This is a genomic window from Rossellomorea oryzaecorticis (genome assembly GCF_038405515.1).
Lineage (GTDB): Bacteria > Bacillota > Bacilli > Bacillales > Bacillaceae_B > Rossellomorea > Rossellomorea oryzaecorticis_A.
The window spans coordinates 1-20,862 of record NZ_JBBYAF010000009.1 but is presented as its reverse complement, the minus strand read 5'-3'; the positions used below and the strand labels follow the sequence as shown (position 1 = coordinate 20,862).

The 20,862-nt window shown below is 40.1% G+C and carries 22 protein-coding genes; 19 read left to right on the top strand and 3 right to left on the bottom strand.

The features are described 5' to 3' along the window. Positions 1–187: 187 nt before the first annotated feature. From AAEO50_RS06405 to AAEO50_RS06395, 3 genes are read right to left on the bottom strand one after another with little or no spacing between them, the layout of a single operon-like run. Positions 188–1,555 (bottom strand): PTS ascorbate transporter subunit IIC, encoded by a 1,368-nt coding sequence (locus AAEO50_RS06405; protein ID WP_341981664.1) that lies wholly within the window; start codon positions 1,553–1,555, stop codon positions 188–190. A gap of 28 nt (positions 1,556–1,583) precedes the next feature. Beyond that, on the bottom strand, positions 1,584–1,850 hold the full coding sequence (locus tag AAEO50_RS06400) for a PTS sugar transporter subunit IIB (protein ID WP_341981663.1): 267 nt from the start codon (positions 1,848–1,850) through the stop codon (positions 1,584–1,586). 19 nt (positions 1,851–1,869) lie between these two features. Then, positions 1,870–3,981, bottom strand: coding sequence for a BglG family transcription antiterminator (locus tag AAEO50_RS06395; protein ID WP_341981662.1), 2,112 nt, complete (start codon positions 3,979–3,981; stop codon positions 1,870–1,872). 458 nt (positions 3,982–4,439) lie between these two features. On the opposite strand from AAEO50_RS06395, the gene AAEO50_RS06390 reads away from it, so the two are divergent. The 19 genes from AAEO50_RS06390 (at position 4,440) to AAEO50_RS06300 (ending at position 20,708) form a co-directional block, all read left to right on the top strand. Beyond that, positions 4,440–4,601, top strand: a complete 162-nt coding sequence (locus AAEO50_RS06390) for a hypothetical protein (RefSeq protein ID WP_341981661.1) — start codon at positions 4,440–4,442, stop codon at positions 4,599–4,601. Between the two features lie 190 nt (positions 4,602–4,791). Continuing rightward, positions 4,792–5,583: an AAC(3) family N-acetyltransferase gene (locus tag AAEO50_RS06385; protein WP_341981660.1), complete on the top strand. Its 792-nt coding sequence runs from the start codon at positions 4,792–4,794 to the stop codon at positions 5,581–5,583. A 95-nt stretch (positions 5,584–5,678) separates the two neighbouring features. After that, positions 5,679–6,266, top strand: a complete 588-nt coding sequence (locus AAEO50_RS06380) for a histidine phosphatase family protein (RefSeq protein ID WP_341981659.1) — start codon at positions 5,679–5,681, stop codon at positions 6,264–6,266. Between the two features lie 14 nt (positions 6,267–6,280). Beyond that, positions 6,281–7,018 carry a GNAT family N-acetyltransferase gene (locus AAEO50_RS06375; RefSeq protein ID WP_341981658.1) on the top strand — a complete coding sequence of 246 codons (738 nt, stop codon included), beginning with the start codon at positions 6,281–6,283 and terminating at the stop codon, positions 7,016–7,018. A gap of 110 nt (positions 7,019–7,128) precedes the next feature. Next, positions 7,129–8,064 (top strand): sigma-70 family RNA polymerase sigma factor, encoded by a 936-nt coding sequence (locus AAEO50_RS06370; protein ID WP_341981657.1) that lies wholly within the window; start codon positions 7,129–7,131, stop codon positions 8,062–8,064. Positions 8,065–8,156: 92 nt separating this feature from the next. Then, positions 8,157–8,546: a GNAT family N-acetyltransferase gene (locus tag AAEO50_RS06365; protein ID WP_341981656.1), complete on the top strand. Its 390-nt coding sequence runs from the start codon at positions 8,157–8,159 to the stop codon at positions 8,544–8,546. A gap of 196 nt (positions 8,547–8,742) precedes the next feature. After that, on the top strand, positions 8,743–9,591 hold the full coding sequence (locus tag AAEO50_RS06360) for an MBL fold metallo-hydrolase (protein WP_341981655.1): 849 nt from the start codon (positions 8,743–8,745) through the stop codon (positions 9,589–9,591). Between the two features lie 99 nt (positions 9,592–9,690). Then, on the top strand, positions 9,691–10,455 hold the full coding sequence (locus AAEO50_RS06355) for a serine hydrolase (RefSeq protein ID WP_341981654.1): 765 nt from the start codon (positions 9,691–9,693) through the stop codon (positions 10,453–10,455). A 30-nt stretch (positions 10,456–10,485) separates the two neighbouring features. Continuing rightward, on the top strand, positions 10,486–11,415 hold the full coding sequence (locus tag AAEO50_RS06350; RefSeq protein ID WP_341981653.1) for an alcohol dehydrogenase: 930 nt from the start codon (positions 10,486–10,488) through the stop codon (positions 11,413–11,415). A 368-nt stretch (positions 11,416–11,783) separates the two neighbouring features. Then, complete coding sequence (locus AAEO50_RS06345; RefSeq protein ID WP_341981651.1) at positions 11,784–12,254, top strand: GNAT family N-acetyltransferase; 471 nt, start codon at positions 11,784–11,786, stop codon at positions 12,252–12,254. A gap of 14 nt (positions 12,255–12,268) precedes the next feature. Further along, complete coding sequence (locus AAEO50_RS06340; protein ID WP_341981824.1) at positions 12,269–12,892, top strand: class I SAM-dependent methyltransferase; 624 nt, start codon at positions 12,269–12,271, stop codon at positions 12,890–12,892. A 300-nt stretch (positions 12,893–13,192) separates the two neighbouring features. Further along, complete coding sequence (locus AAEO50_RS06335; protein ID WP_341981649.1) at positions 13,193–13,666, top strand: hypothetical protein; 474 nt, start codon at positions 13,193–13,195, stop codon at positions 13,664–13,666. Positions 13,667–13,702: 36 nt separating this feature from the next. Further along, complete coding sequence (locus AAEO50_RS06330; RefSeq protein ID WP_341981647.1) at positions 13,703–14,341, top strand: kinase; 639 nt, start codon at positions 13,703–13,705, stop codon at positions 14,339–14,341. 94 nt (positions 14,342–14,435) lie between these two features. Next, positions 14,436–14,966: a kinase gene (locus AAEO50_RS06325; RefSeq protein WP_341981645.1), complete on the top strand. Its 531-nt coding sequence runs from the start codon at positions 14,436–14,438 to the stop codon at positions 14,964–14,966. A gap of 141 nt (positions 14,967–15,107) precedes the next feature. Continuing rightward, positions 15,108–15,584, top strand: a complete 477-nt coding sequence (locus AAEO50_RS06320) for a GNAT family N-acetyltransferase (protein WP_341981643.1) — start codon at positions 15,108–15,110, stop codon at positions 15,582–15,584. 31 nt (positions 15,585–15,615) lie between these two features. Next, a complete protein-coding gene (locus tag AAEO50_RS06315; RefSeq protein ID WP_341981642.1) occupies positions 15,616–16,134 on the top strand; it encodes a hypothetical protein in 519 nt (172 codons plus the stop codon). A 143-nt stretch (positions 16,135–16,277) separates the two neighbouring features. Further along, positions 16,278–17,426 carry a metallophosphoesterase gene (locus tag AAEO50_RS06310; RefSeq protein ID WP_341981640.1) on the top strand — a complete coding sequence of 383 codons (1,149 nt, stop codon included), beginning with the start codon at positions 16,278–16,280 and terminating at the stop codon, positions 17,424–17,426. A 317-nt stretch (positions 17,427–17,743) separates the two neighbouring features. Beyond that, positions 17,744–19,819, top strand: a complete 2,076-nt coding sequence (locus AAEO50_RS06305; protein WP_341981637.1) for a DUF4179 domain-containing protein — start codon at positions 17,744–17,746, stop codon at positions 19,817–19,819. A gap of 163 nt (positions 19,820–19,982) precedes the next feature. Continuing rightward, entirely contained in the window at positions 19,983–20,708 is a 726-nt protein-coding gene (locus tag AAEO50_RS06300; protein ID WP_341981635.1) for a sulfite exporter TauE/SafE family protein, read from the top strand. Positions 20,709–20,862 lie beyond the last annotated feature (154 nt).

The following is a 20,862-nucleotide window of genomic DNA, read 5'->3' as shown; positions in this document are numbered from 1 at the left end:
ACAGACAAAAATAGCAGGCTGATTCCTAACTGAATCAGACCTGCTATTTTCTTTGTGATTTTTACTAGACCATTTATTGGATATAAGATGAGCAAAAGGAAATTCAAAGACCTATTGGAGATATCTTTGTAAACAGGAAGTTTAAACACTCACTTCCTAAGAGGGGGAAGCGAGTGTTTGATATGGGCTATGCTGCTTCTGTTTCGTTTTTGTGATCATTTGCTTTTGATTTGAAGCTGATGAAAAACAAGATAGCTAAGATGATAATGATCGTTGAGAAAACAATAATATTAGATTCAACAATTTTTATGAGGTTACCGAGCACAATTCCGACCAACCCGAAGTCTGCATCTCCAAATGTTGTTCCCTGGAATCCTAGTGAGCCTAAAACCGGTAGCAAGAGGGCTGGGAGGAAGCTGATCATCACACCATTTGCCATCGAGCCAATGACGGCCCCTCTTCGGCCGCCTGTTGCGTTACCGAAGACTCCTGCAGCTGCACCTGTGAAGAAGTGAGGAACAAGTCCCGGAACGATTACTTTCAATCCTAATAGAGGTAAAAATAGCATGCTGACAAGACCGGCGATGAAACTGAACAAGAAACCGATAATGACGGCGTTTCCTGCGAATGGGAAAATGGCTGGGCAATCAAGTGCCGGCTTAGCATTCGGAACGATTTTATCCGCAATTCCTTTGAAGGCAGGAACAATTTCACCAAGGAGCATGCGTACCCCAGCCAAAATGATATAAACACCGACCGCGAATGTGATTCCCTGCATAAAGGCAAAGACAAGGAAGTTCTGCCCGCCGCTTAATTCTCCTTCAACAAAGGCGGGACCTGCTGCACCTGCAACGATAAAGAACAGGATGACCATCGTCAGCGATACCGAAACGGATGTGTCTCTGAGAAAGCCGAGTGATTTAGGAACTTTGATTTCCTCTGTCGATTTGGAGCCTTTACCTACAGCCTTACCAACTACGGCGGAAACCAAATAACCAATTGATCCGAAGTGGCCGACGGCAAAGTCGTCCGATCCAGTGACCTTGCGTGTGAAAGGCTGGAGCATCGCCGGTGAAAGGACCATCAATGCCCCGAGAATAATCGAACCAAGAATGATCAATGATAGACCGGAAAATCCTCCAGTGGTTAAGATGACAGCAATTAAACAGGCCATGAACATGGTATGATGTCCGGTTAAAAAGATATATTTAAAAGGACTGAATCGTGCAATGAGAATGTTGACAATCATACCGAACAGCATGATCATCGCTGTCTCTGTACCAAAGCTCTCCTGCGCCAGGGCCACAACCGCTTCATTGTTCGGGATCACTCCGTCAACTTCGAAGGCTTTATTGAACATGCTGCTGAATTGTCCCAGCGACTGGACGAGTACATTCGCCCCAGCTCCAAGTATAACGAAGCCCATCACTGTTTTAAGGGTTCCGGAAACGACATCCCCTGAATTTTTGCGCTGGACAAGGAGTCCGATTAAGGCGAAAAGACCGACAAGGATTGCAGGAGTTCCTAAGATATCCTTCATTATAATATCTACCATTTGTATCGCTCCTTCGTTTTATAGTGGACTACATATTTTGTTCTAACGCTTCACGGAGTTCGTTCTTATCCATTAAGTTCTTCAATTTCACCACATGTTTACGGCCATCTTCCAGGCTTTCTACAATATCCTCTGAACCTATGAAGAGATCCGCCTGTTCCGTCTTGGCTGTAGCCAGGTCTGTGTGGGACACGTCCGCTTCTTTACCCATTTCCTTAAGGGCTGCTTTGACATTCATTTCTACAATCATGCTGCTGCCTAATCCATTTCCGCATACAACTAATACTTTTTTCATCTATTTTTCCTCCTCAAATTTAAACTTCTATTGTTTGGTTGATTAATTCAATGACGGTTTTCTGATCGCTTGCTGAGATTAACTGCTCCACATTGTCTTCATTGGATAACAGTTCTGTGAGCTGTGCCAATGCTTTCAAGTGGGTTTGATTATCAATCGCCGCCAGCACGATGATCAGCTGAGCACGATGTTTTTCTTTATCCGAGAAAAAGACGGGTTCTTTGAGCCGCAAGAAACTCATCCCCAGTTGTTCGACACCAGTCTCCGGACGTGCATGGGGGATTGCGATCCTTGGAGCGATGACAATGTAAGGGCCCAACTCCTTCACGTTCGAAATCATGGCCTCGACGTATTCCGGCCGAATCGATTGCTGGTCGATCAACGGCTGACCAGCTACCTTTATTGCTTCCTCCCAACTCTCTACCTGGTCTTTGAGCTGTATCGTTTGTTCTGTCAATAATTCATTGAGCATAGGCTTTCTGAGCTCCTTTGTTTGGGGAGTATTTTGTTCTAATAAGCGGACCAACTCATTTTTTAGATCGTCCTCTTGATGGATCGTCGCATGGCGTTTTATCACATCCATGAGGTGATCGGTCATATTCTGTTCCGGTGGCTTCGAGTCAAATAGCTCATTCATCCGTTTTATGACCCGTTCCTTTTCGAGATTGGTCAAGATGGCAGGAACATGGACAACGGGAATGTCCTTTTCCTTGATATAATTGGTGGAAAAAATGACGTCTGCCGGGTAATCAGTATTTCGATATTCCCTCATGGAAATCGTGGTGATGACATTCAGCCCGGCAATCAAGTTTTCTAATTGAGTGAGGAGCATATTGGAAGTACCGATTCCATTTTCACAAACAATCAAGGCTTTGAACTTCGTCTCTACCTTCTTTTTTTCTTTTGTCAGCCATCCTCCGAAGTGCAGGGTAATGTAGGCTGCTTCTTCATCCGGTACGGTCTTCCCGACATACAGTTCCAAGTGCCTCATCACCCGTTTAGTCAAATGAAAGATGTCCGGATAGGTCTTTTGAATGCTGTCAGCCAGATCATTCGCGATATGCAGCCCGTACTTAAGCCGATAGTACGTCGGTTTAATGTGGGAAATCAGATTTTCTTCCAGTCCATTTTTGTCATCAAACACCACACATGAGTAAATTTGAAAATCATCAATCATTTGTTGAACGACTTCCTTCAGCCCTGATAATTCCTGTTCCGTGTAACGGTTAAAGTTATCGTGCTGGACCTTTGACCCCAACAGGTTCATGGTAATGAAGCAAACTTCATCATCAGGGAAAGAGACTTCCTTTACCTTTTCAAGTTTATTCGTGATATGCAAAGCTGCCTTGTATGCTTCTGTTTGCTCCAGGACCTGCTTTTCCGCTTCTGGAACCAGAATATACTCTTGCAGCTCTATTCGTTTCATGATCATCAAGATCTGCAGGGACAGGATCTCTACCATTTCATCTGTCAGCGTCAAACCTAATTCTTTTTCCGCTTCAATAAGAATTTCCCTTACCACGCGTCTTTGATCGGTTTCATGTGACCAAGTGGCAGCTTCCGGATGGATCATCTTATAGACTTCATTCCGGACGTTCTGCCAATCCGGTTGAGAGAAGATGGTTGCGAGAATATTCGAAAGCAACGTTCTTTTTGCATCCTCCGGACCACGCAGCCGGTAGCCTGTTCCTTTCTTGTAATACAATTCCAAACCAGCTTCGTTGAACTCCCGCCTGATCACTTTGATCACCTTGGCGATCGTGCCTCGGCTCATGCTCGTTAAATCCATAAAGCTTTGCATCGATGCATCTTGTTCTTCTAATAATATCTTGGCTTTAATCAGGACTTCGCGTTCCTTCTTCGATAATTGATAATGCCAATCTTCAAAACTGTGATCCTTATAAACCATCAACTTCGATTTCGATGAAGAAGGCAAAAACAAACCCTTTCCATGCTTGCTTTCAATTGGTTCTAACTGCTGGGTCCTTAACCAATCATTAATTTGATCGAGGTCGTAATAAATGGTCCGTTGAGACAAATTCGTCTTGGCAACCAAATCTTTTGTCGGGATTGGTTCAGTCGAATGTTGAATGATGGATAATAAGTGTGCACGTCTTTTATCCAGTACCATGAGGATCCCCCTTGCTTTATTTCATCTGGGTGATATTTGCAAATTTATATTGATATTAATTAGATGATCATCTTATAAATCTAGTATATAGGCTATTTAAAAGTTATGAAAGGGGTTTCAGTGTGCAGAATTTGTATGAGGTATTTTTGCAAAAGTGAACAGATGAACGATCGTGCAAAAAGGGAGTGTCCAAATAATAGTCATTCCAAAGGGTAAACGAATTCTTCAATTTCGATGAGTTGTAAAAGATGATGACCAATATACTCTAAAAACGGAGAATACTTTCAGCTTTTTCGTATCCCTTCAAAATCAAGCGGGGGATTTTCATGAATGATAAGAGCTAAAGTGAATATGTATATAAAAAGACTCATAGTACAAGTTCAATTATTGCACTTGCCTCGTTATTAAAGCTCTGGATTGGGGCTGATTCTTTGTATCGGAATAAGCGGAGTTCACTTGTGAATATTTCCATCTTCATTTTGGTTTTCTTATTGATCATTCATGTCATTCGTTTCATCTTCTACGCAAAAGTTTACATCGTCTACAGTATGGGGCTTGGCCCGATCTTACTGATGGGGTTGATTGTTTTTCTTATTTTGTATCTTTATTTGAAGGGATGAATGAGAAAAGCTGGAGTTCAGGACAATACTGATCTCCAGCTTTTCTTTTTTATCGTTATTGGGGATTTCTTGAGTGTTTGTTTTCCTTTAAAGGTCCATTTAATGGGAATAAGTGTTGTGGGGAATTAGAAATTAATGGATAATGGGTATCGTTAAAGGGTACGGATTTCTAATCATAAGGAGAGAGGTCATGAAACAAAGGAACTTAATAACGAAAAATCATATAACGGATGATCTGGTGAAACTAGGTGTGACAAAAGGAATGACTGTAATTGTGCATTCTTCCTTAAAATCAATAGGAAGAGTGATTGGAGGTCCTGTTTCTGTCATCTTAGCTTTAGAGGAAGTTGTCGGAGCAGGTGGAAACATTGTCATGCCCACACAGACCGAGCAGCTTTGTGATCCGACAGTTTATGGAAGCGGTTATACAGATGAAGAGATTCGTATAATAAGAGATCACATGCCGATTTACCACCCGGATTTGACGCCTGCCTGCTATATGGGCTTTATACCTGAAACGTTCAGGAAGCAAAATGGGGTGCACCGGAGTTCCCACCCTCACACATCCTTTTCTGCATGGGGAAAAAATGCTGAATACATAACAGAAAATCATGATATGAACTTTGCGTTAAATGAATATTCCCCCTTAGGTAAAATGTACGAATTAAATGGATTTATACTGCTGCTTGGTGCGCCGGCTGATTCAAATACTTCCTTGCACCTAGCGGAATACAGGCAAGAAAATAGTTTCATCAAAGAAAAAATATGGGATGTAAAAGTTGAATTACATGGTAAAGAAATATGGACAACGTATCAAGACATCAACAATGACTCAGATGATTTTGACAACATATTTGCTGACTTTCATAGAGAAACAAACTATGTAATTGAAGGAAAAGTTGGTGAGGCAAGAAGCTACTTAATGCCGATGAGGCAAATGGTTGAGTATGCGGTTAAGTGGATGAATGCTAACAGAGGGTAAATTCAGGGCTAAGAAAAGCGATTTAAATTTGGCTTAGCCTCAGTTAACCAGTTGTTGAACTGAATCGCAGGAGAAACAGACTTTGGAGGAATTGTATGTCGACAACAATGATTTATATGGTAAGACACGGAGATTCACCTAAGGACGGTAAAGAAAGAACAAGGGGATTAACTGGAAAAGGTCTACTAGATGCTCAAAGAATAACTGACAGATTGAAAGAGGAAAAAGTTGATGTTGTTGTTTCGAGTCCGTACCTGCGCTCAATACTAACGGTTGAAAAAGCTGGACAACAAATAGGAAAAGAAGTAGTAGTAATTGAAGATTTGAAAGAAAGAATATTTTCATCTGCAGCCGAGCGAGTATCTGACAAGGAATTAGTTCCACTGTTGGAGAAATCGTTTTTAGACCCTCAATTTTCATTACAGGGTGGAGAGTCAAATGCTGATTGTCAAAAGAGAGCAGTAAACGTATTGAAAGGTCTATTGGATACTTATAGGGGAAAGAAGGTGGTTGTCGGTACTCACGGCGCTATTATGACGTTGATGATGGCACACTTTGATCCCCGCTTTGATTTGAAATTTCTGCATCGTACTTCCAAACCAGATATTTATAGAATGGAATTCGATGGGCAGGAATTAGTGAATGTACAACGTTTATGGGAGGTATCTACTCCTGTACAATGAGGAGTTGAGTTTAAATGAAGGCAGGTTTATTGGAAAAAATAAAAATTATAAAAGGAGAAGGTTTTGTAACGATAGAAGATACAAATCATTTAACGAATAAAGAATTCAATGACTTTATACCATTCTTTATGAATCTGCCGTATGTTAAAACAGCGAAGAATGTAAACATCCTTGTTGACTCTAAATTTAATAACGAGGTGGACATAATGTTAGAGGAATATGGATTCCGTCTTCACGATGAAAACCTTTCTGTCTATAAAGATTTAAATGAATCATCTGAGCAAATATCCGACTTTTCATTAAAGGATTTAGAAAACATATCTATAAATGAATTTAAAAGGGTATGGGAAGAATCCATGAAAGGTTCACTGAATTCGCCATCCTCATTAACGATGGAAGAACAAATGCGAAGCGTGGAAGTGGAGTTAGGTCCGAGGTATAAGAGATCCTGTATGGTTGCCTGCGAGAACAATCAGCCAATAGGTGTGGTGATTCCCCATATTGAACCTGGGACATTGAAAGAAGGCAGGTTATTCTACTTTGGACTTATACCTGAAGAGAGAGGCAAGGGAAAGAGTCTACCTCTTCACCAGCACGCATTGAATGTATTAAAGAATGTCTTTAAAGCTGAATATTATATAGGGTCCACAAGTCGAAATAATGTTCCAATGGTAAAGACATTTGAGCATAACGGTTGTTCTGTTTTGACAAGGAACAGAGTTTACAAGAAGAATTATGAAGCATTTAATTAGTTATGGCATATAAGGTATTGCTATTAAATTTATAAAAATAACATTCTCCCCGTATCTTTTATTCTCCTAACTGTGTTTATAAAGTGAATGGATAGAAGGAGGAAGTGTCAATGAATAGACTTGAATCTGTATCAAGTGATATGCGAGAGCTTAAAAAGAAGTTTGATCAACTAATTATCCCACACAGGCCGGCACTATGGAAATATTGCAGGATGATCACCAGTTCGCCTTGGGATGCGGAGGATTTAGTGCAGGAAACACTTTTAAAGGCATACAGCGCTTTACCAAGAATATTTCAACCGTTGATTCCGAAAAGATACTTATTTCGAATCGCGACGAATACTTGGTTAAATCAACAAAGAAAGCAACATAGGATCATTTTAGAAGAACATGCCGAAGAGTCATATGAGGACTTGGATCCGTTTGAGGTTAGGGAAGCGATTGAGAGGCTGGTAACCTATTTGTCTCCAAAACAGCGTGCTGCTGTCTTACTTTTTGATGTTTTTCAATTTCAAGGAAGTGAGGTGGCAGAAATGATGGGATTATCGGAAGGGAGTGTGAAGGCGCTCCTGCATAGAGCCCGTACAAATTTGAAAAAACTAAATCAAGAGGAGCATCATTCTGAACCTAAACATGAAAGTTTTTCTTTGAAAGATACGGTTATTGAAGTCTACTTAGACGCTTTTAACCGGAGAGACCCTGATGCAATTGCTAGTTTGCTTGATGATAATGCTGTGAACGATATTGTCCATACTTCATTTGAATACGGGAGGGAAACAATTAGAAATCATTCTTTAGAAGGATGGGCAAAGGATCCAATGCCTATGAAAGCTGTTTACCAAATGCTCTGGGGCAAACCAGTTATTGTTGTTATGACAAAAAAAGATGGAAATGAAGCGGTGTACAGTTTAATAGAATTGGAGCTTGATACGGATGTAATTGTTAAAAAACGTACTTATTACTTCTGTCAAGACTTACTGAAGGCAGCCGCCGAAGAATTACAAGTACCAGTTCATAAAAATGGGTATGTCTATTTTGGCTCATAAATGTAAAATGCGTATAGAATAAGCTGAAGATCGGCAGGTGTTCTTCAGCTTGTCTTTATTTCATAAAATAAGTATAGGGGGAGCATCTGAAAGTGGACGTTTTGAGTTTTCAAGAAAAACCAATTAATGCTATTGAACTTATTAAACTTTATAAAGGAGCAGGTTGGTGGGAAGGAAGAAAAGAACAAGATATTGAAGAGATGCTAAAACAGGTGAATTCCGTTGGCGCTTGGAACAAGGGTGAACTTATAGGGTTTGCAAGAGCTGTATCCGACGGTAAATTTAGAGCATACATAGAAGATGTTGTCATACATAAAGACTTTCAATATTCAGGTATAGGAACGAAGCTTCTGGCCCAATTATTAGACGAACTTTCACACATAGATATTATTAGCTTGTTTTGTGAAGAGGACTTGATCCCATTTTACGAGAAGAATAACTTTAAGATAAGTAAATCACAAATAGTGATGCATAGAAAATAATATCAAACCAAACTCACCTTAAAGTGGCTTATCCGTAACAGAGTAGCCTTCTTTTTTTGAAATAAACGATTGAGTTAACTGTCTTTATTTGAAATAATTGGAATTGAGATAGTCTGCCGGTTTGATTATTTAAATGGATAAGTGTCAGGAAGATAAGATGGAAAGAACAAAAGAAAATGGCATAGGGAGGCTACCAATGATTCATTTCGAAAGAGACCATATTACAGTTTTTCAAAGTTCCTTGTATATGACAACAACAGCCATTATTCAAACAGATGATGTAATGATTATGACCGATCCTAATTGGTTACCAAATGAAGTTCAAGAAATAAGAGAATATATCGATAGGCACAATGGTAATAAACAGCTTTATATTGTCTATACACATAGTGATTTTGATCATATTATCGGTTCGGGGGCATTTCCAGAGGCAAAGGTTATTGCTGCTGAAGAATTTCAAAATAACTTACAAAAAGATGAAACGATTAAAAAGATACATAAGTTCGATCAAGGTTATTATCTGAAAAGAAATTATGAGCCCGTGTATCCTTCTGTGGACTACCCAGTCTCGTCGGATGGGGAAGTATTAGATTTAGGGCAACTTACATTAACGTTTTATAAAGCACCAGGGCACACCAATGACAGTCTTTTTACTGTAATAGAACCCTTGGGAATATTTTTATCCGGAGACTATTTATCGGACGTTGAATTTCCCTTTATATTCAGCAGCTACACAGATTACGTGAAAACTTTAGGTACAGCTGAGTACATTTTAAGTAGGCATAGTATTAATTATCATATCCCTGGACACGGCTCCGTAACAGAAAATCAGAAAGAAATAGAAAATAGAATCAATGATTCAAAGTATTATTTATATCAACTCTTAGTTGATGAGAGAATGGTAGAAAAACATTGCCGAGAAAAATATGCTTTTTTCGAAGCGACAGAAAGTATTCATTTAGAGAATATAAAGAAAGCGAAGAATGAGGAAGTAGGTAAAGGCCATTCTTTGCTATTTTATAAAGAAAGTAAATATGGAAAATAAAACATTGAAAGATCACATATCACTAAAGGGTACCAATGAGCACGTAATTATAGAAGAATATACTGCTGCATCGTAAATAGCCCTTAGGAGGATGAGTACTTGAAAAATGTACTTAACAAGTTAAAGGAAATACAAGAAGAAACAGTCGGTATCTCAGTCTATTCAACAGATAAATCTATTTTCCTGGATTCCATGAATGAAAACATGACAGTACCTCTTGCATCAGCTGCAAAAGTTGCTATAGGCTTTTGTATCGCTGAATGGGTTGAGGAACGGCAAGTCAGCTGGGATAACATTGTTGAAGATATTTCTTTCAACCCCGCGGAGGACAGTTCAGAATTGTACCCTCATTTTCAGCTAAGGAAATCCTTATCCCTGGGAGAAGCCATTGAAGTGATGATTGCCTGTCATGACAGCTTCATCGCAAATCGTATTGTCCAATATTGCGGGGGGTGGGATAAAATAAATAAATCAATTCAAGATAAGTTCCCGACAATGCATGTTACTGAAAATCCCAGGGATAGTGAAAACAAAGGGGAACTCGATCAAATACTCCATTTATTCATACATATCTTTCAACAATATAAACAGAATCCCCTTACTTGGACACCGATTATGAACGGACTTGTAAGACAAAACGGGGAGGTGGAGGGAATCCCACACTTTCACCTCAACCATATGACAGGCGGATTAGAGAATGCTGTCGTCGATATAGGTATTCTGGGAGACTTTAAGGACAAGCCCCTACTATTCGCTTTGGGAGCTTCTGGACTGCCGAATCGAAACACAAATAAGGCTGCAGATGAGAAAATAATGGAAGCTATGAAACTACTGTATAACGAGTATAAAGGGATGCGAAGCTAAAACAAAACATATCACTAAGGACTGAAATTGATGATTCAACAATCACTTGTACTGATCGGGAAGCAAAAATTAGAATGGAGAAGAAATGATGTAAGGCAATTAGAAAAGCATGAGATCTTAATCCAAACTATAGCTGGAGCAATCAGTATTGGCGCTGAATTGCCGCAATATAATGAATCGGATGTTACTGATTCCAATCCCCATTACCCACGGGAAACAGGCTACGAAAGTTATGGCAGAGTCATCGACAAAGGAGAAAATGTGGCAGACATTGAAGTGGGGGATCATGTACTGGCATTCTATGGGCATAAAAATGCTGGAATAGTAAAAGCCAATAAAGTAATCAAGGTTCCGGAGACAGTGGGATATTTGCATGCTCTGCTAAATACGCTATCTTGTGATACAGGAAAAGGAGTATTGAAACTCCAACCTGGACCCGAAGATAAAGTTCTTGTCACTGGTGCAGGGACAATCGGATTATTGACCGTTCATTTTTTGAAAAATTATATGAATGTAAAACATATCGATGTTTTGGAACCGGATACCTCACGAAGAGCACTGGCGAATGATTTTGGTGCAGCAAACACCTATTCTGATAGAATGCAGGTTCCTTCAGACTTCTATAACTGCGGGCTGGAGTGTTCGGCGAGTGGGGAAGCTTTTCATACCCTGCTAAAATCATTGAAGCATCACGGGGAAGCTTGCATTTTATCTGACGGCAATAAGGATCTTTTCTGCCTTAATGAAGATTTTTACACTAAGGAACTGAGAATTGTTGGTTCAAGTGACGGTTGGGACTATCATGAACACTCAAAATGGTTCTTTAAGGAGAGTATAGAAGCCCCCTATTTAACAATGGTTTTTGAACAAGAAATCACCTCAGACCAGTTAATCGATTGTTTCGAGGAGCTCAGTGGACAAACAACCAGGCCATTAAAGGTGTTAGTAAGATATTTTTAAGTAAGTAAGAAACCGCGAAGAAACGTCACGGAAGTATCCTGGTCAAATTGAAAATAAAACCAGTGACATTGTCTACTCAGTCTAAATTACATTTTTCAAAGGGGAAAATATATGGTTATCGGTCTAATTATTCTTGGTTTTATTCTTTTAACAATAGGATTTATTACACCTATCTCTACAGTATTAACCTTATTAGTTTCTGTAATTGTATTTATTTTAGCTATGGTGCTCTCACTTAAAAAGAAGGGCAATAATCGAATTCTGAATTCATAACGCTCAATTAACTTAGCACAAAATCAAATAGAAGAGATTGAGATTTGTAAAGTAGAGAGGACAGAGGAGATAAATATATAAATGAGGTTAAAAAAATGAACATCAGAAAACTGACCAAAGCTGAAGATCTCCCATTGGAATTGTTATTATTGGCAGATCCTTCGGAAGAGATTGTTGTGGAATATGTGAGTAGGGGAGAATGTTTCGTTGCGGAACAAGAGCAGAATATTGTCGGGGTGTATGTTTTGCTTCCAACAGGACCTGAGACGATCGAGTTGGTGAACGTTGCTGTTGCAGAGGAGCAGCATGGAAGTGGAATCGGAAAACAGCTGGTGATGGATGCGATCAAGGCAGCCAGGACCAAGGGCTACAAAACAATTGAAGTAGGTACTGGAAATTCAGGTATAGGGCAACTGGCTCTTTATCAGAAATGTGGCTTTAGAATCGTAGGGGTCGATCAGGACTTCTTCATAAGACACTACAAGGAAGAAATCTACGAGAATGGGATACAGTGCAGGGATATGATTCGCTTGTCTCTAGATTTGGAGAGCAGTTACAGCGTATAAAATGAGGTGATGAAATAGATAATCGTTGGAATGAATTCATCTATAAAGTTTGGTCTCCTTTTTACGATCGTTTTTTTAACAGCGGGCATTTCCTCAAGGCACGAAAGAAGATATTTAGCGGATATAATTTTGTGGAAAACCAACATATTCTGTTTGTTGGAGTGGGAACTGGAGCGGATTTGGAACTGATTGATCACCACAATTTAACGATTACAGCAATAGACTACTCCGAGGATATGCTTGATAAAGCGAGAGATAAATTCAAAGGATCTGCCATTCATTTCATTAAAATGGACGCTCGAGATATGAGTTTACGAGATAATCAGTTTGATGTAGTTGTTGCGAGTCTCGTATTATCGGTTGTCCCTGAAGCCGACAGATGCCTCAAAGAAATGATGAGAGTATTAAAGCTGAACGGAGAAGTGATCATCTTCGACAAGTTTGCCCCCAAAGACAAAGGACTTTCTCCATTTAAAAAAGCAATTAGACCAATCATCAAGCTCTTGGGAACTGACATAGGAATCAAATTTGAAGAACTGTGTGAGAAGAACAAGGATACTGTATATGTCAAAGAAGATACGTTACTAATGTTTAGTGGAATGTATAGGAAGATCGTCCTGGGCAAAATAAATGTTTAAATATCGTTCATAAGGAGAATGCCTCAAAAAGAAATAAAATAAAAAATAGGAAAGGTGGGAGATATCCCGTTATCTTTTGTTAGTTAATGATTGAGTTATTGAGATTAATTTGAAATAATTGGTAGAGAAGGATGCCGATATTCTCAGTCGAGTGAGAGGAAGATTATTGTAGAATCCTAAAAAAATTTGATCATAAATCAAAAAGATATCATGACGGAATAGGTAGTATACCCCAATCATAACGTGAATTAAGATAACCATAATATCGAAAATAAATATTCGAATTGGAGGCTGAAAACAGTGATATATATCATCATTGGCATCATCATCGCTTTAATCGTCTTGATGAAGGTGAAAACATCGAGAAAGGTACAGAAGGTGGATAACAGGTATGAAATTTACACTTATGTGGTGATGGAAAAGGAAGATGAAGAGAAATTTAATGAGGCGGATCAAAAGTTGTGGGAACTTACGGAAACATATCCCTTCCTTTATCCTGGACAAATTCTGTGCAAGGAAGACCGCGACCACTCGATTTTTCAGGATGAATGGGACGAAGTCAGGAAATATTCCAGCTATACAAAAGACAAAGAACCCTATTACATCTTCTTTGATGAGTACCGTGCGGATCCGAAAAGGCATACCAGAATGCCATGGGATCAAAAAGTGCTGGAAACGAATGATATTGAAAAGGTGAAGCAGTGGTGCGGGGAGTTTGAGGATGAGCTGTTTGAAAAGCACGGGGAGTATGTTGGGAAGGTGAGTGAATATTGAATCCGACAATGTTCGAGCATAACGAGGAAAATGAAAATGTCTATTGATCAAGTAAGAGAAACATTGTTATCGCACTATCGCAGTACGTTTCCATTAAAATGCCGTTTGATTGTGGGGATTGATGGATTAGGCGGAGCCGGAAAGACGACGTTTGCTCAGAATCTAAGAGATGAATTAAACCTAGCAGGTTGTCAGGCTACAATTCTTCATATGGACGATTGCATAGTAGAAAGACATAAACGATATGGAACTGGCAATGAAGAGTGGTATGAATATTATTTTCTTCAATGGAATATTGGATTCTTGCAAAAAGAACTATTCCAAAAGCTGCAACAAAACTGCGATTCTCTCATTTTTCCTTTCTATGATCATCACTCTGACACAATCAGAGCGAAGCCCATCCACCTTATTCACATCACAATTATTCTGATGGAAGGCGTCTTCCTGCAAAGAAAAGAATGGCAGGGATTCTTTGATTTCATGATATTTATCGAATGCCCGCATGAAATGCGAGCAGAAAGAGTGTTAGGTCGTGATGTCTATCTCGGGGATTACCAAGCGAGACTTGATAAATATATAAGACGATATTGGTTAGCTGAAGAGTTTTACATCCAGCATGTAAATCCAGTTGGGAATGCAGATTATGTTTTCAAATATGACAAGGGCACTGGATAAGTTATCTGGCTTTCGTGATTAAGACAGGAAGTTATCAAGAAATTCAATATGAGGAAATTTACATAATACATTGCATGGATTTGTAGGGGGAACTATGGAAACTAAGCTAATAATCATACGAGGAAACTCTGGAAGTGGAAAAACAACGACCGCGAAAAATCTTCAGAATCATTTGGGGCTCGGAACACTCTTGGTTTCACAGGATAATGTTCGCCGTGAAATGTTAAAGGTGCACGATAGAGAAGGTAATCTTTCAATTGATTTAATACGCCAAATCGCTGAATACGGAAAAGATAAATGTGAATTCGTTATTGTGGAAGGAATCTTTTATAAACCTCGTTATGGTGAAATGCTTCATAACTTAATCAAGTTCTTTAACCAAAATGCATATACATATTATTTCGATTTACCTTTTGAAGAAACAGCAATTCGACATAACTCAAGTTCGAAAAAGATGGAATTCAATGAAGATTCTTTACGAACATGGTGGAATCCCAAAGATTATCTTGATGTTGCAGGAGAAGTGAAATTGACTAAAGATATGTCCCCGGAAGATGTATTGAAACTGATTTTAATTCAACTGCAAGGTAATTATGCTGAATTAATGGGAGGTCCAAATACGTAACTTTAAAGGGTTTTTTCAACGTAAGAGTCAAGGATACCTTTTGTCTTTGGTTTGAAATGTTGTTTAATAAACTTAGATTTGAAATAATTGGGATTAAGTGAAAGGTGAAGATTATTAATAGATATATAGGGGGAGCATAATTTGGAATATAGGCTAAGACCGGCTGTATTATCCGATTATGAAGGTTTGAAGCCGATACATAAAGAAGTTCATGATCTTCATGTGGAAGGCAGGCCAGATAAATACAATCCCGCGGATAATACCTTGGACTGGGAGTATTTCAAAAGCTTGGTCAGCAATGAAGAGGGAATAATTTATATGATTGAGTACAACGGAGAAATTATTGTTTTTGCAATATTAAGGAAAAACAAATCAACTGAGCGTGAAACTGTGGTTAAACAATCCTATGTATTTATGGAGGATTTAGGAGTGAAAGAAACTTTCAGAGGCAACGGATTGGGCCGTCTATTGTTTGAGAAAGCAATTGAGTTTACAAAAGAAGTCGGGGCAGTAAGCCTCGAACTTGGTGTCTGGGAATTTAATGAGACTGCTATTAAATTCTATGAAACTATGGGGATGAAAACGCAGGCGAGGAAAATGGAAATAAGACTCAATTAAGAAGTTATTTTAGAATTCTAGGGGGAATGACATGTTTTTATTCATCGCATTGGCGCTGCTATTTCTAAATGTCGCGTTTCTTATCCTGAAGATCGTGGCGCCTTACTCTGAAATGATGAATTCATTTAAAACGGTGAATGGATTCTGGAAAGCTCAAGCAGCTTGTTTGGCTTTTGTGGTGCTCTTCGTCTTTCTTCATTACTCAGGAGAAGAGAGGGCTAAATGGCATACCAGCCCAGATTATGTTTCAGAAGGTAATTTGTATTTGGGTGATGAGAAAGGGAGCATCGAATATAATTCATTAATTGTAGAGGGGAAAAACTTTGAGACAAACCTAATCCTGCCCGATGAAGCTATAGGGGCAGATAAAGTGCGTCTTTTATTCACTCACGATGGGCATGGGGAAATAGAGCCTAGGGCGGTGTCGCAAACGAATGAGAAAGAACAACCAGTGACGCTTTGGTTTCCTTTAAGCGGTAAATGGAGGATGGACATTGAAATAGACGGTTCAGTATATTCTTCTGTTGTGCTGCCTGTCAAAGAAAAATAACGGACCACGCAAGCCATGGTGACAAGTTCCGTGGCTCTTTTTCCAATGGACCTCTCCCTGGGGTCTATTTTTTCTGACAAATACGAAGGTAAATTATGTTAAAATTAAACCGGGAGACAGGACTGGAAAAAGGAGGAGCCGCGTTGAACAAGATCAAAGAGTTATGGATACCCCGCAATACCAGAGTTATTGTCATTTCAGATATACACGGGGAATTAGAGCTTTTTAAAGATTTATTGAAAAAAGCAGCTTTAAGCCCTGAGGATTATTTAATCATAAACGGTGATCTTTGTGAGAAAGGAAGCAATAGTCACGGAGTTGTACACTATATTATGGAACTGTCAGCGACTAATCCTAACGTACATGTCACGGAAGGCAATTGTGACACACTGGTTGAAGATCTAGTGGAAGAAAACCCCAAACTCCTAAACTACTTAAGAACGAGGACCCGTTCGATTATCCATGAGTGGCTTGACCAAATTGGTTTCGAATTAAACGAAGATACAAAGATCGAAGAGGTAAAGCAATGTCTGATGGGCCCATATTCAGAAGAAATCAATTGGCTTATGGGGCTGCCGACTGCAATCGAAACAAACGACTATATTTTCGTCCATGCCGGTCTTGAGGATGTGGAAGATTGGAAGGAAACTGATCGAATAAAAGCCATCACGTACAGGTCATTCCTCGACCACGCACACACTGCTGACAAGTACGTAATCGTCGGGCATTGGCCGGTAGTCAACTACTCATCCGAAATTCCGTCTCATAATCCGATTATTGATGAAACACGAAAAATCATTGCCATCGATGGAGGTAATGTCATTAAGAAGACCGGACAGCTGAATGCCTTAATCATTGATCGAACGACCGATAAAGACACATTTTCCTATAAATATACCGACCATTTTCCCGAATGTGAAGTGCTAGAAGATTTTCATGCAGATCCAGTTCTGACAGGTTCGATTTCATATCCGTCCTATGAGCTCGTCCCCATTCGCAAAGATGAACACTTCACCCTCTGTGAACAGGTCGAAACCATACATAGACTATATGTAAAAAATGAATATATCAAGCAGAACGAAAATGGGCAAACCCATGCGAAAAACGATCTTTCCTGTGCACAGATCAATGTGCAAAAAGAAGACATCGTATCTCTGGTAGATGATAGCTGCAGCGGATTTGATTTGATTAAAAAAGACGGAGTAGAAGGCTGGATTGTTAAAGGGATTCTCCAAAAGGTAGATCAACAAGTAACAGGTAAAGTTCATACGAAGGTGACGTCCTATGTCTGAAATTAATTGGTCAATCCTGATAGATAGTTTTGCTGCGATTGTTATTTTCATTAGCTTCTCTTTTTGAAATTGCTCAAAACTTCCTCTTCATTAACCGAGAGAGAATAGGCATAGGATTCAACCGGGTGTCTTCCGGTGTCGCTCTGCTGGCCGTCGCATGAGCGAACGCTGAAAGTTATTTCATCTGAACTTCAGCTTTTTTTATAACAACCAATATTATCAAGTGGTTGAATATGGTAATATAGACTCATAGAATCCATTTTCATACTATTTCGTCATTTCGTGATAAAACATAAGCATTGAAGGGGGACAAATAAATGATCCCGGCAAGCGGAAAGACAGATCCCTTTGTGATCAGCAGGATCAGAGAAAAGGACATAGAGTCCATCATTGATTGGGTTGAACAAAACCAGCAATCATTCTATACACTAGGCTGGTCATATCTCAGGAATCAGCTGCAAATGGAGGAACTTTTTTACAACGCCATCACTAAGATTCATGAGGAACTGCCGCGTTTTAAGAGAAAGACATCATTTGAAATCTGGGCGTCGTCGATTTTCATCCAGACATGCCGAGAGTTTTCAAAAGAGAATCAAGTTCAGGATTCAAAGAGGACGGAACCGAGGCAGGACGTATTCAATGCCCTGGATAAGCTGAAATCAGAAGACAAGGAAGCAATTGCGTTTACATACTTAAAGGGATTATCCCTTGAGGATTCGGCACATTTTCTGCCTGTTGATGTCGAGACCGTGAAGGAACGAATATTTTCTGGAATCCAGTCGTTTAGAACAGAAATGGGATACGGGTCGAACTTCAACGGCTGTATGGAATACCACCAGCACTACCTCGACTACTTGGGGAGGACCCTCGATCGTCCGCAAAAGGTTGAATTAGAAATACATATCTACAATTGTAAGGACTGTCAGGATGACCTCGCCTCGTTCCAAGATGCCATGCTGACCCTAACCGGCATCACCGAAGATTTCGAAGTCCCATCCAGTGTAATGGATAACGTGAAAGTCAGGCTGGAGAAAAAGGAAAAACGCAGGCAGCTGAAAAAAAAGAAACGTAAAAACATCGGGCTTGCATTTGCAGGTGTCTTTGCCTTGCTGTTGTGTACCGGCTTTGTCACCGGAAGCTTCAGCAATCTCTATTATTCCTGGACAGAAGACAATGAGGAGCTTCGTACCTATCTTCAGCATGACCTTGGGGAACGGCTGAATCTTGAAGCGGAAAGCGAAGGCGTGCATATCAAGATCAAAAGTGTGATTGCGGATGATGTGCAGACACTTGTCTTCTATGAAATCACCGATATGAAAAAAGACAATCAATACGTGCTGAATTCCCAGGACGGTGTATTCGTACAGAACGAAAGCGAGATCATGAAGCGGGAAGCTTACCAAAGGTACTCACCTCCTGTCAATCCAACTGATATTCACGATAAGGAGAATGTCTATGAGGGGCATATGAGTCTCCTGCCTCTCAAAGAAGATAGCGGGACCATCGAATTAAGAATTACGAGATTACAGAAATTTGTTGATGACCCCGACCATCCAGGTGAGTTTCGTCCTTGGTCCTACGAAGAGCCCGAATTTGCCCACGGAGAGTGGACATTCAAACTACCGGTAAAGAAACACCCTTCCGTTGTACATAAACTCTATCAAGATACTGAAATTGAAGGAATCATAGTGCGTTTCGACAAACTCACGATTGCACCTACAGCCACACTCCTCCAATATAGATTTAAGAATGATCAGCCGGAAAAAAAGCGGATTGAAATCCTCAACTTTGACAGTATCCAGGCAGGTGATAAAAGATTGGAGTCAGACCTGTACGGGAGCTCGTTTGTGGAAAATCCGGAAAACATGGAATGGAATACATTCCAAGCACATTTTGACTCTGGATACGGTGAAAATCTGAAAGGATTGTCCGTCCGGTTCGGTGCCATTCAAATGTCTGTACAAGAACCGAAATCAATTAAACTCGATGCATCTAAAGCTTATCCGCAAACTTTCGAGTATCTGGGAAGTACGATCTCGATTGATAAGGTGGAAATTGGATTCCCAACGGAAATCAGGATCAGCAACCGTGACCTGAAGAATCGCAAGTATGACTCCCTTCAATTCCATGTGACCGGGGAGAATGAGTATGACCAAATGTCAATGGGGATGGGCTCAGAAGGGGTCGTGATTGATAAGCATGGGAATGAATATAATCCTCAAGAATTATATTTTCCATTTGAAGAAATCGAGCAGCCGCGCTTTTTACAAACTGTTCAGAGCTTTGAGTTACGCAATAACGAAACAGGTGAAAAAGTCATCCCCGAAACGCTTGAAATCCAAGGATATAATACGACAAAATACGTGGATGATACGGTGAAGCTCGAATTGTAGCCGGAAAAAAATAGTAAGGGGTCTATCCGATAGCGGGATAGACCCCTTTTTTGATGAGCCATGAAGAAGTTCTCACAACTTCCTGTTCTCCTCGAGGTCAAGGCGTGAGGGTGTGTACGGTTTAATGGTAAAATAGAGATGGACATTACAGGAGGTTTCCATTTTGACGTCTTTATTCATCTTTATGTGCATCATTTTAATCGCATCGATCCTGCAGACAAGTACAGGATTCGGCTTCTCGATCATGGCGACACCGTTTTTACTCCTGTTGTTTCAGCCGAACGAAGCCATCCAGATCAATCTCATCCTCTCCTTGCTGATTTCACTGACTCTCATCTGGAAAATCAGGAAAGCCATCGATTTTGATTTAATGAAGAAATTCATCGCTGGAAGTGTGGCAGGTGTCCCGAACGGTATATTCATCTTTATGACCATCAATGATCTCACCACTTTCAAGATAGCAGTCAGCATCTTGCTATTAGTCCTTACGGTGTTGCTCGTGTTGAGATTCCGAATCAAACGGACACCATTCCGCGACTACCTGATAGGAGGGGTATCGGGGATGCTGACGACGAGCATCGGAATGCCCGGCCCGCCGTTACTGTTGTATTTTGCAGGGACAAGTACAAAAAAAGACGTCTTGCGTGCGACGACACTCGCATTCTATCTTTTTATTTATTTCATCAGTTTGGCAACCCAGCTGATGTTTACAGGTACAAACCGGGTCATCTGGGAAACGAGCCTCTATGCGATCCCGATTGTCCTTCTGGGACTGTTGATCGGCCAAGTTCTCTTCAATTGGATCAATCAGCGGATTTTTACGATTTTCACCTATGTGCTGTTAAGTTTTACAGGGCTATACCTCTTATTTGAAAGTGTTTTTTTCTAAATGAAGCTGGGACAAAACTAATAAACCACCATATAATTATGAACAACTCAGTCTAGTCCCTTAATACCGCTAATGATTTCCGTGCAAGACTTCGCTTTCCGCGGGTAGCCCGTGAGCCTCCTCGGCTTTGCCTGCGGGGTCTCACATAAGCTAC

Bases quoted from the DNA above. Each gene is read 5' to 3' on its own strand.
- AAEO50_RS06405 (WP_341981664.1), bottom strand. From the start codon at position 1,555: ATGGTAGATATTATAATGAAGGATATCTTAGGAACTCCTGCAATCCTT.
- AAEO50_RS06400 (WP_341981663.1), bottom strand. From the start codon at position 1,850: ATGAAAAAAGTATTAGTTGTATGCGGAAATGGATTAGGCAGCAGCATG.
- AAEO50_RS06395 (WP_341981662.1), bottom strand. From the start codon at position 3,981: ATGGTACTGGATAAAAGACGTGCACACTTATTATCCATCATTCAACAT.
- AAEO50_RS06385 (WP_341981660.1), top strand. From the start codon at position 4,792: ATGAAACAAAGGAACTTAATAACGAAAAATCATATAACGGATGATCTG.
- AAEO50_RS06380 (WP_341981659.1), top strand. From the start codon at position 5,679: ATGTCGACAACAATGATTTATATGGTAAGACACGGAGATTCACCTAAG.
- AAEO50_RS06375 (WP_341981658.1), top strand. From the start codon at position 6,281: ATGAAGGCAGGTTTATTGGAAAAAATAAAAATTATAAAAGGAGAAGGT.
- AAEO50_RS06370 (WP_341981657.1), top strand. From the start codon at position 7,129: ATGAATAGACTTGAATCTGTATCAAGTGATATGCGAGAGCTTAAAAAG.
- AAEO50_RS06360 (WP_341981655.1), top strand. From the start codon at position 8,743: ATGATTCATTTCGAAAGAGACCATATTACAGTTTTTCAAAGTTCCTTG.
- AAEO50_RS06350 (WP_341981653.1), top strand. From the start codon at position 10,486: ATGATTCAACAATCACTTGTACTGATCGGGAAGCAAAAATTAGAATGG.
- AAEO50_RS06345 (WP_341981651.1), top strand. From the start codon at position 11,784: ATGAACATCAGAAAACTGACCAAAGCTGAAGATCTCCCATTGGAATTG.
- AAEO50_RS06330 (WP_341981647.1), top strand. From the start codon at position 13,703: ATGTCTATTGATCAAGTAAGAGAAACATTGTTATCGCACTATCGCAGT.
- AAEO50_RS06325 (WP_341981645.1), top strand. From the start codon at position 14,436: ATGGAAACTAAGCTAATAATCATACGAGGAAACTCTGGAAGTGGAAAA.
- AAEO50_RS06315 (WP_341981642.1), top strand. From the start codon at position 15,616: ATGTTTTTATTCATCGCATTGGCGCTGCTATTTCTAAATGTCGCGTTT.
- AAEO50_RS06305 (WP_341981637.1), top strand. From the start codon at position 17,744: ATGATCCCGGCAAGCGGAAAGACAGATCCCTTTGTGATCAGCAGGATC.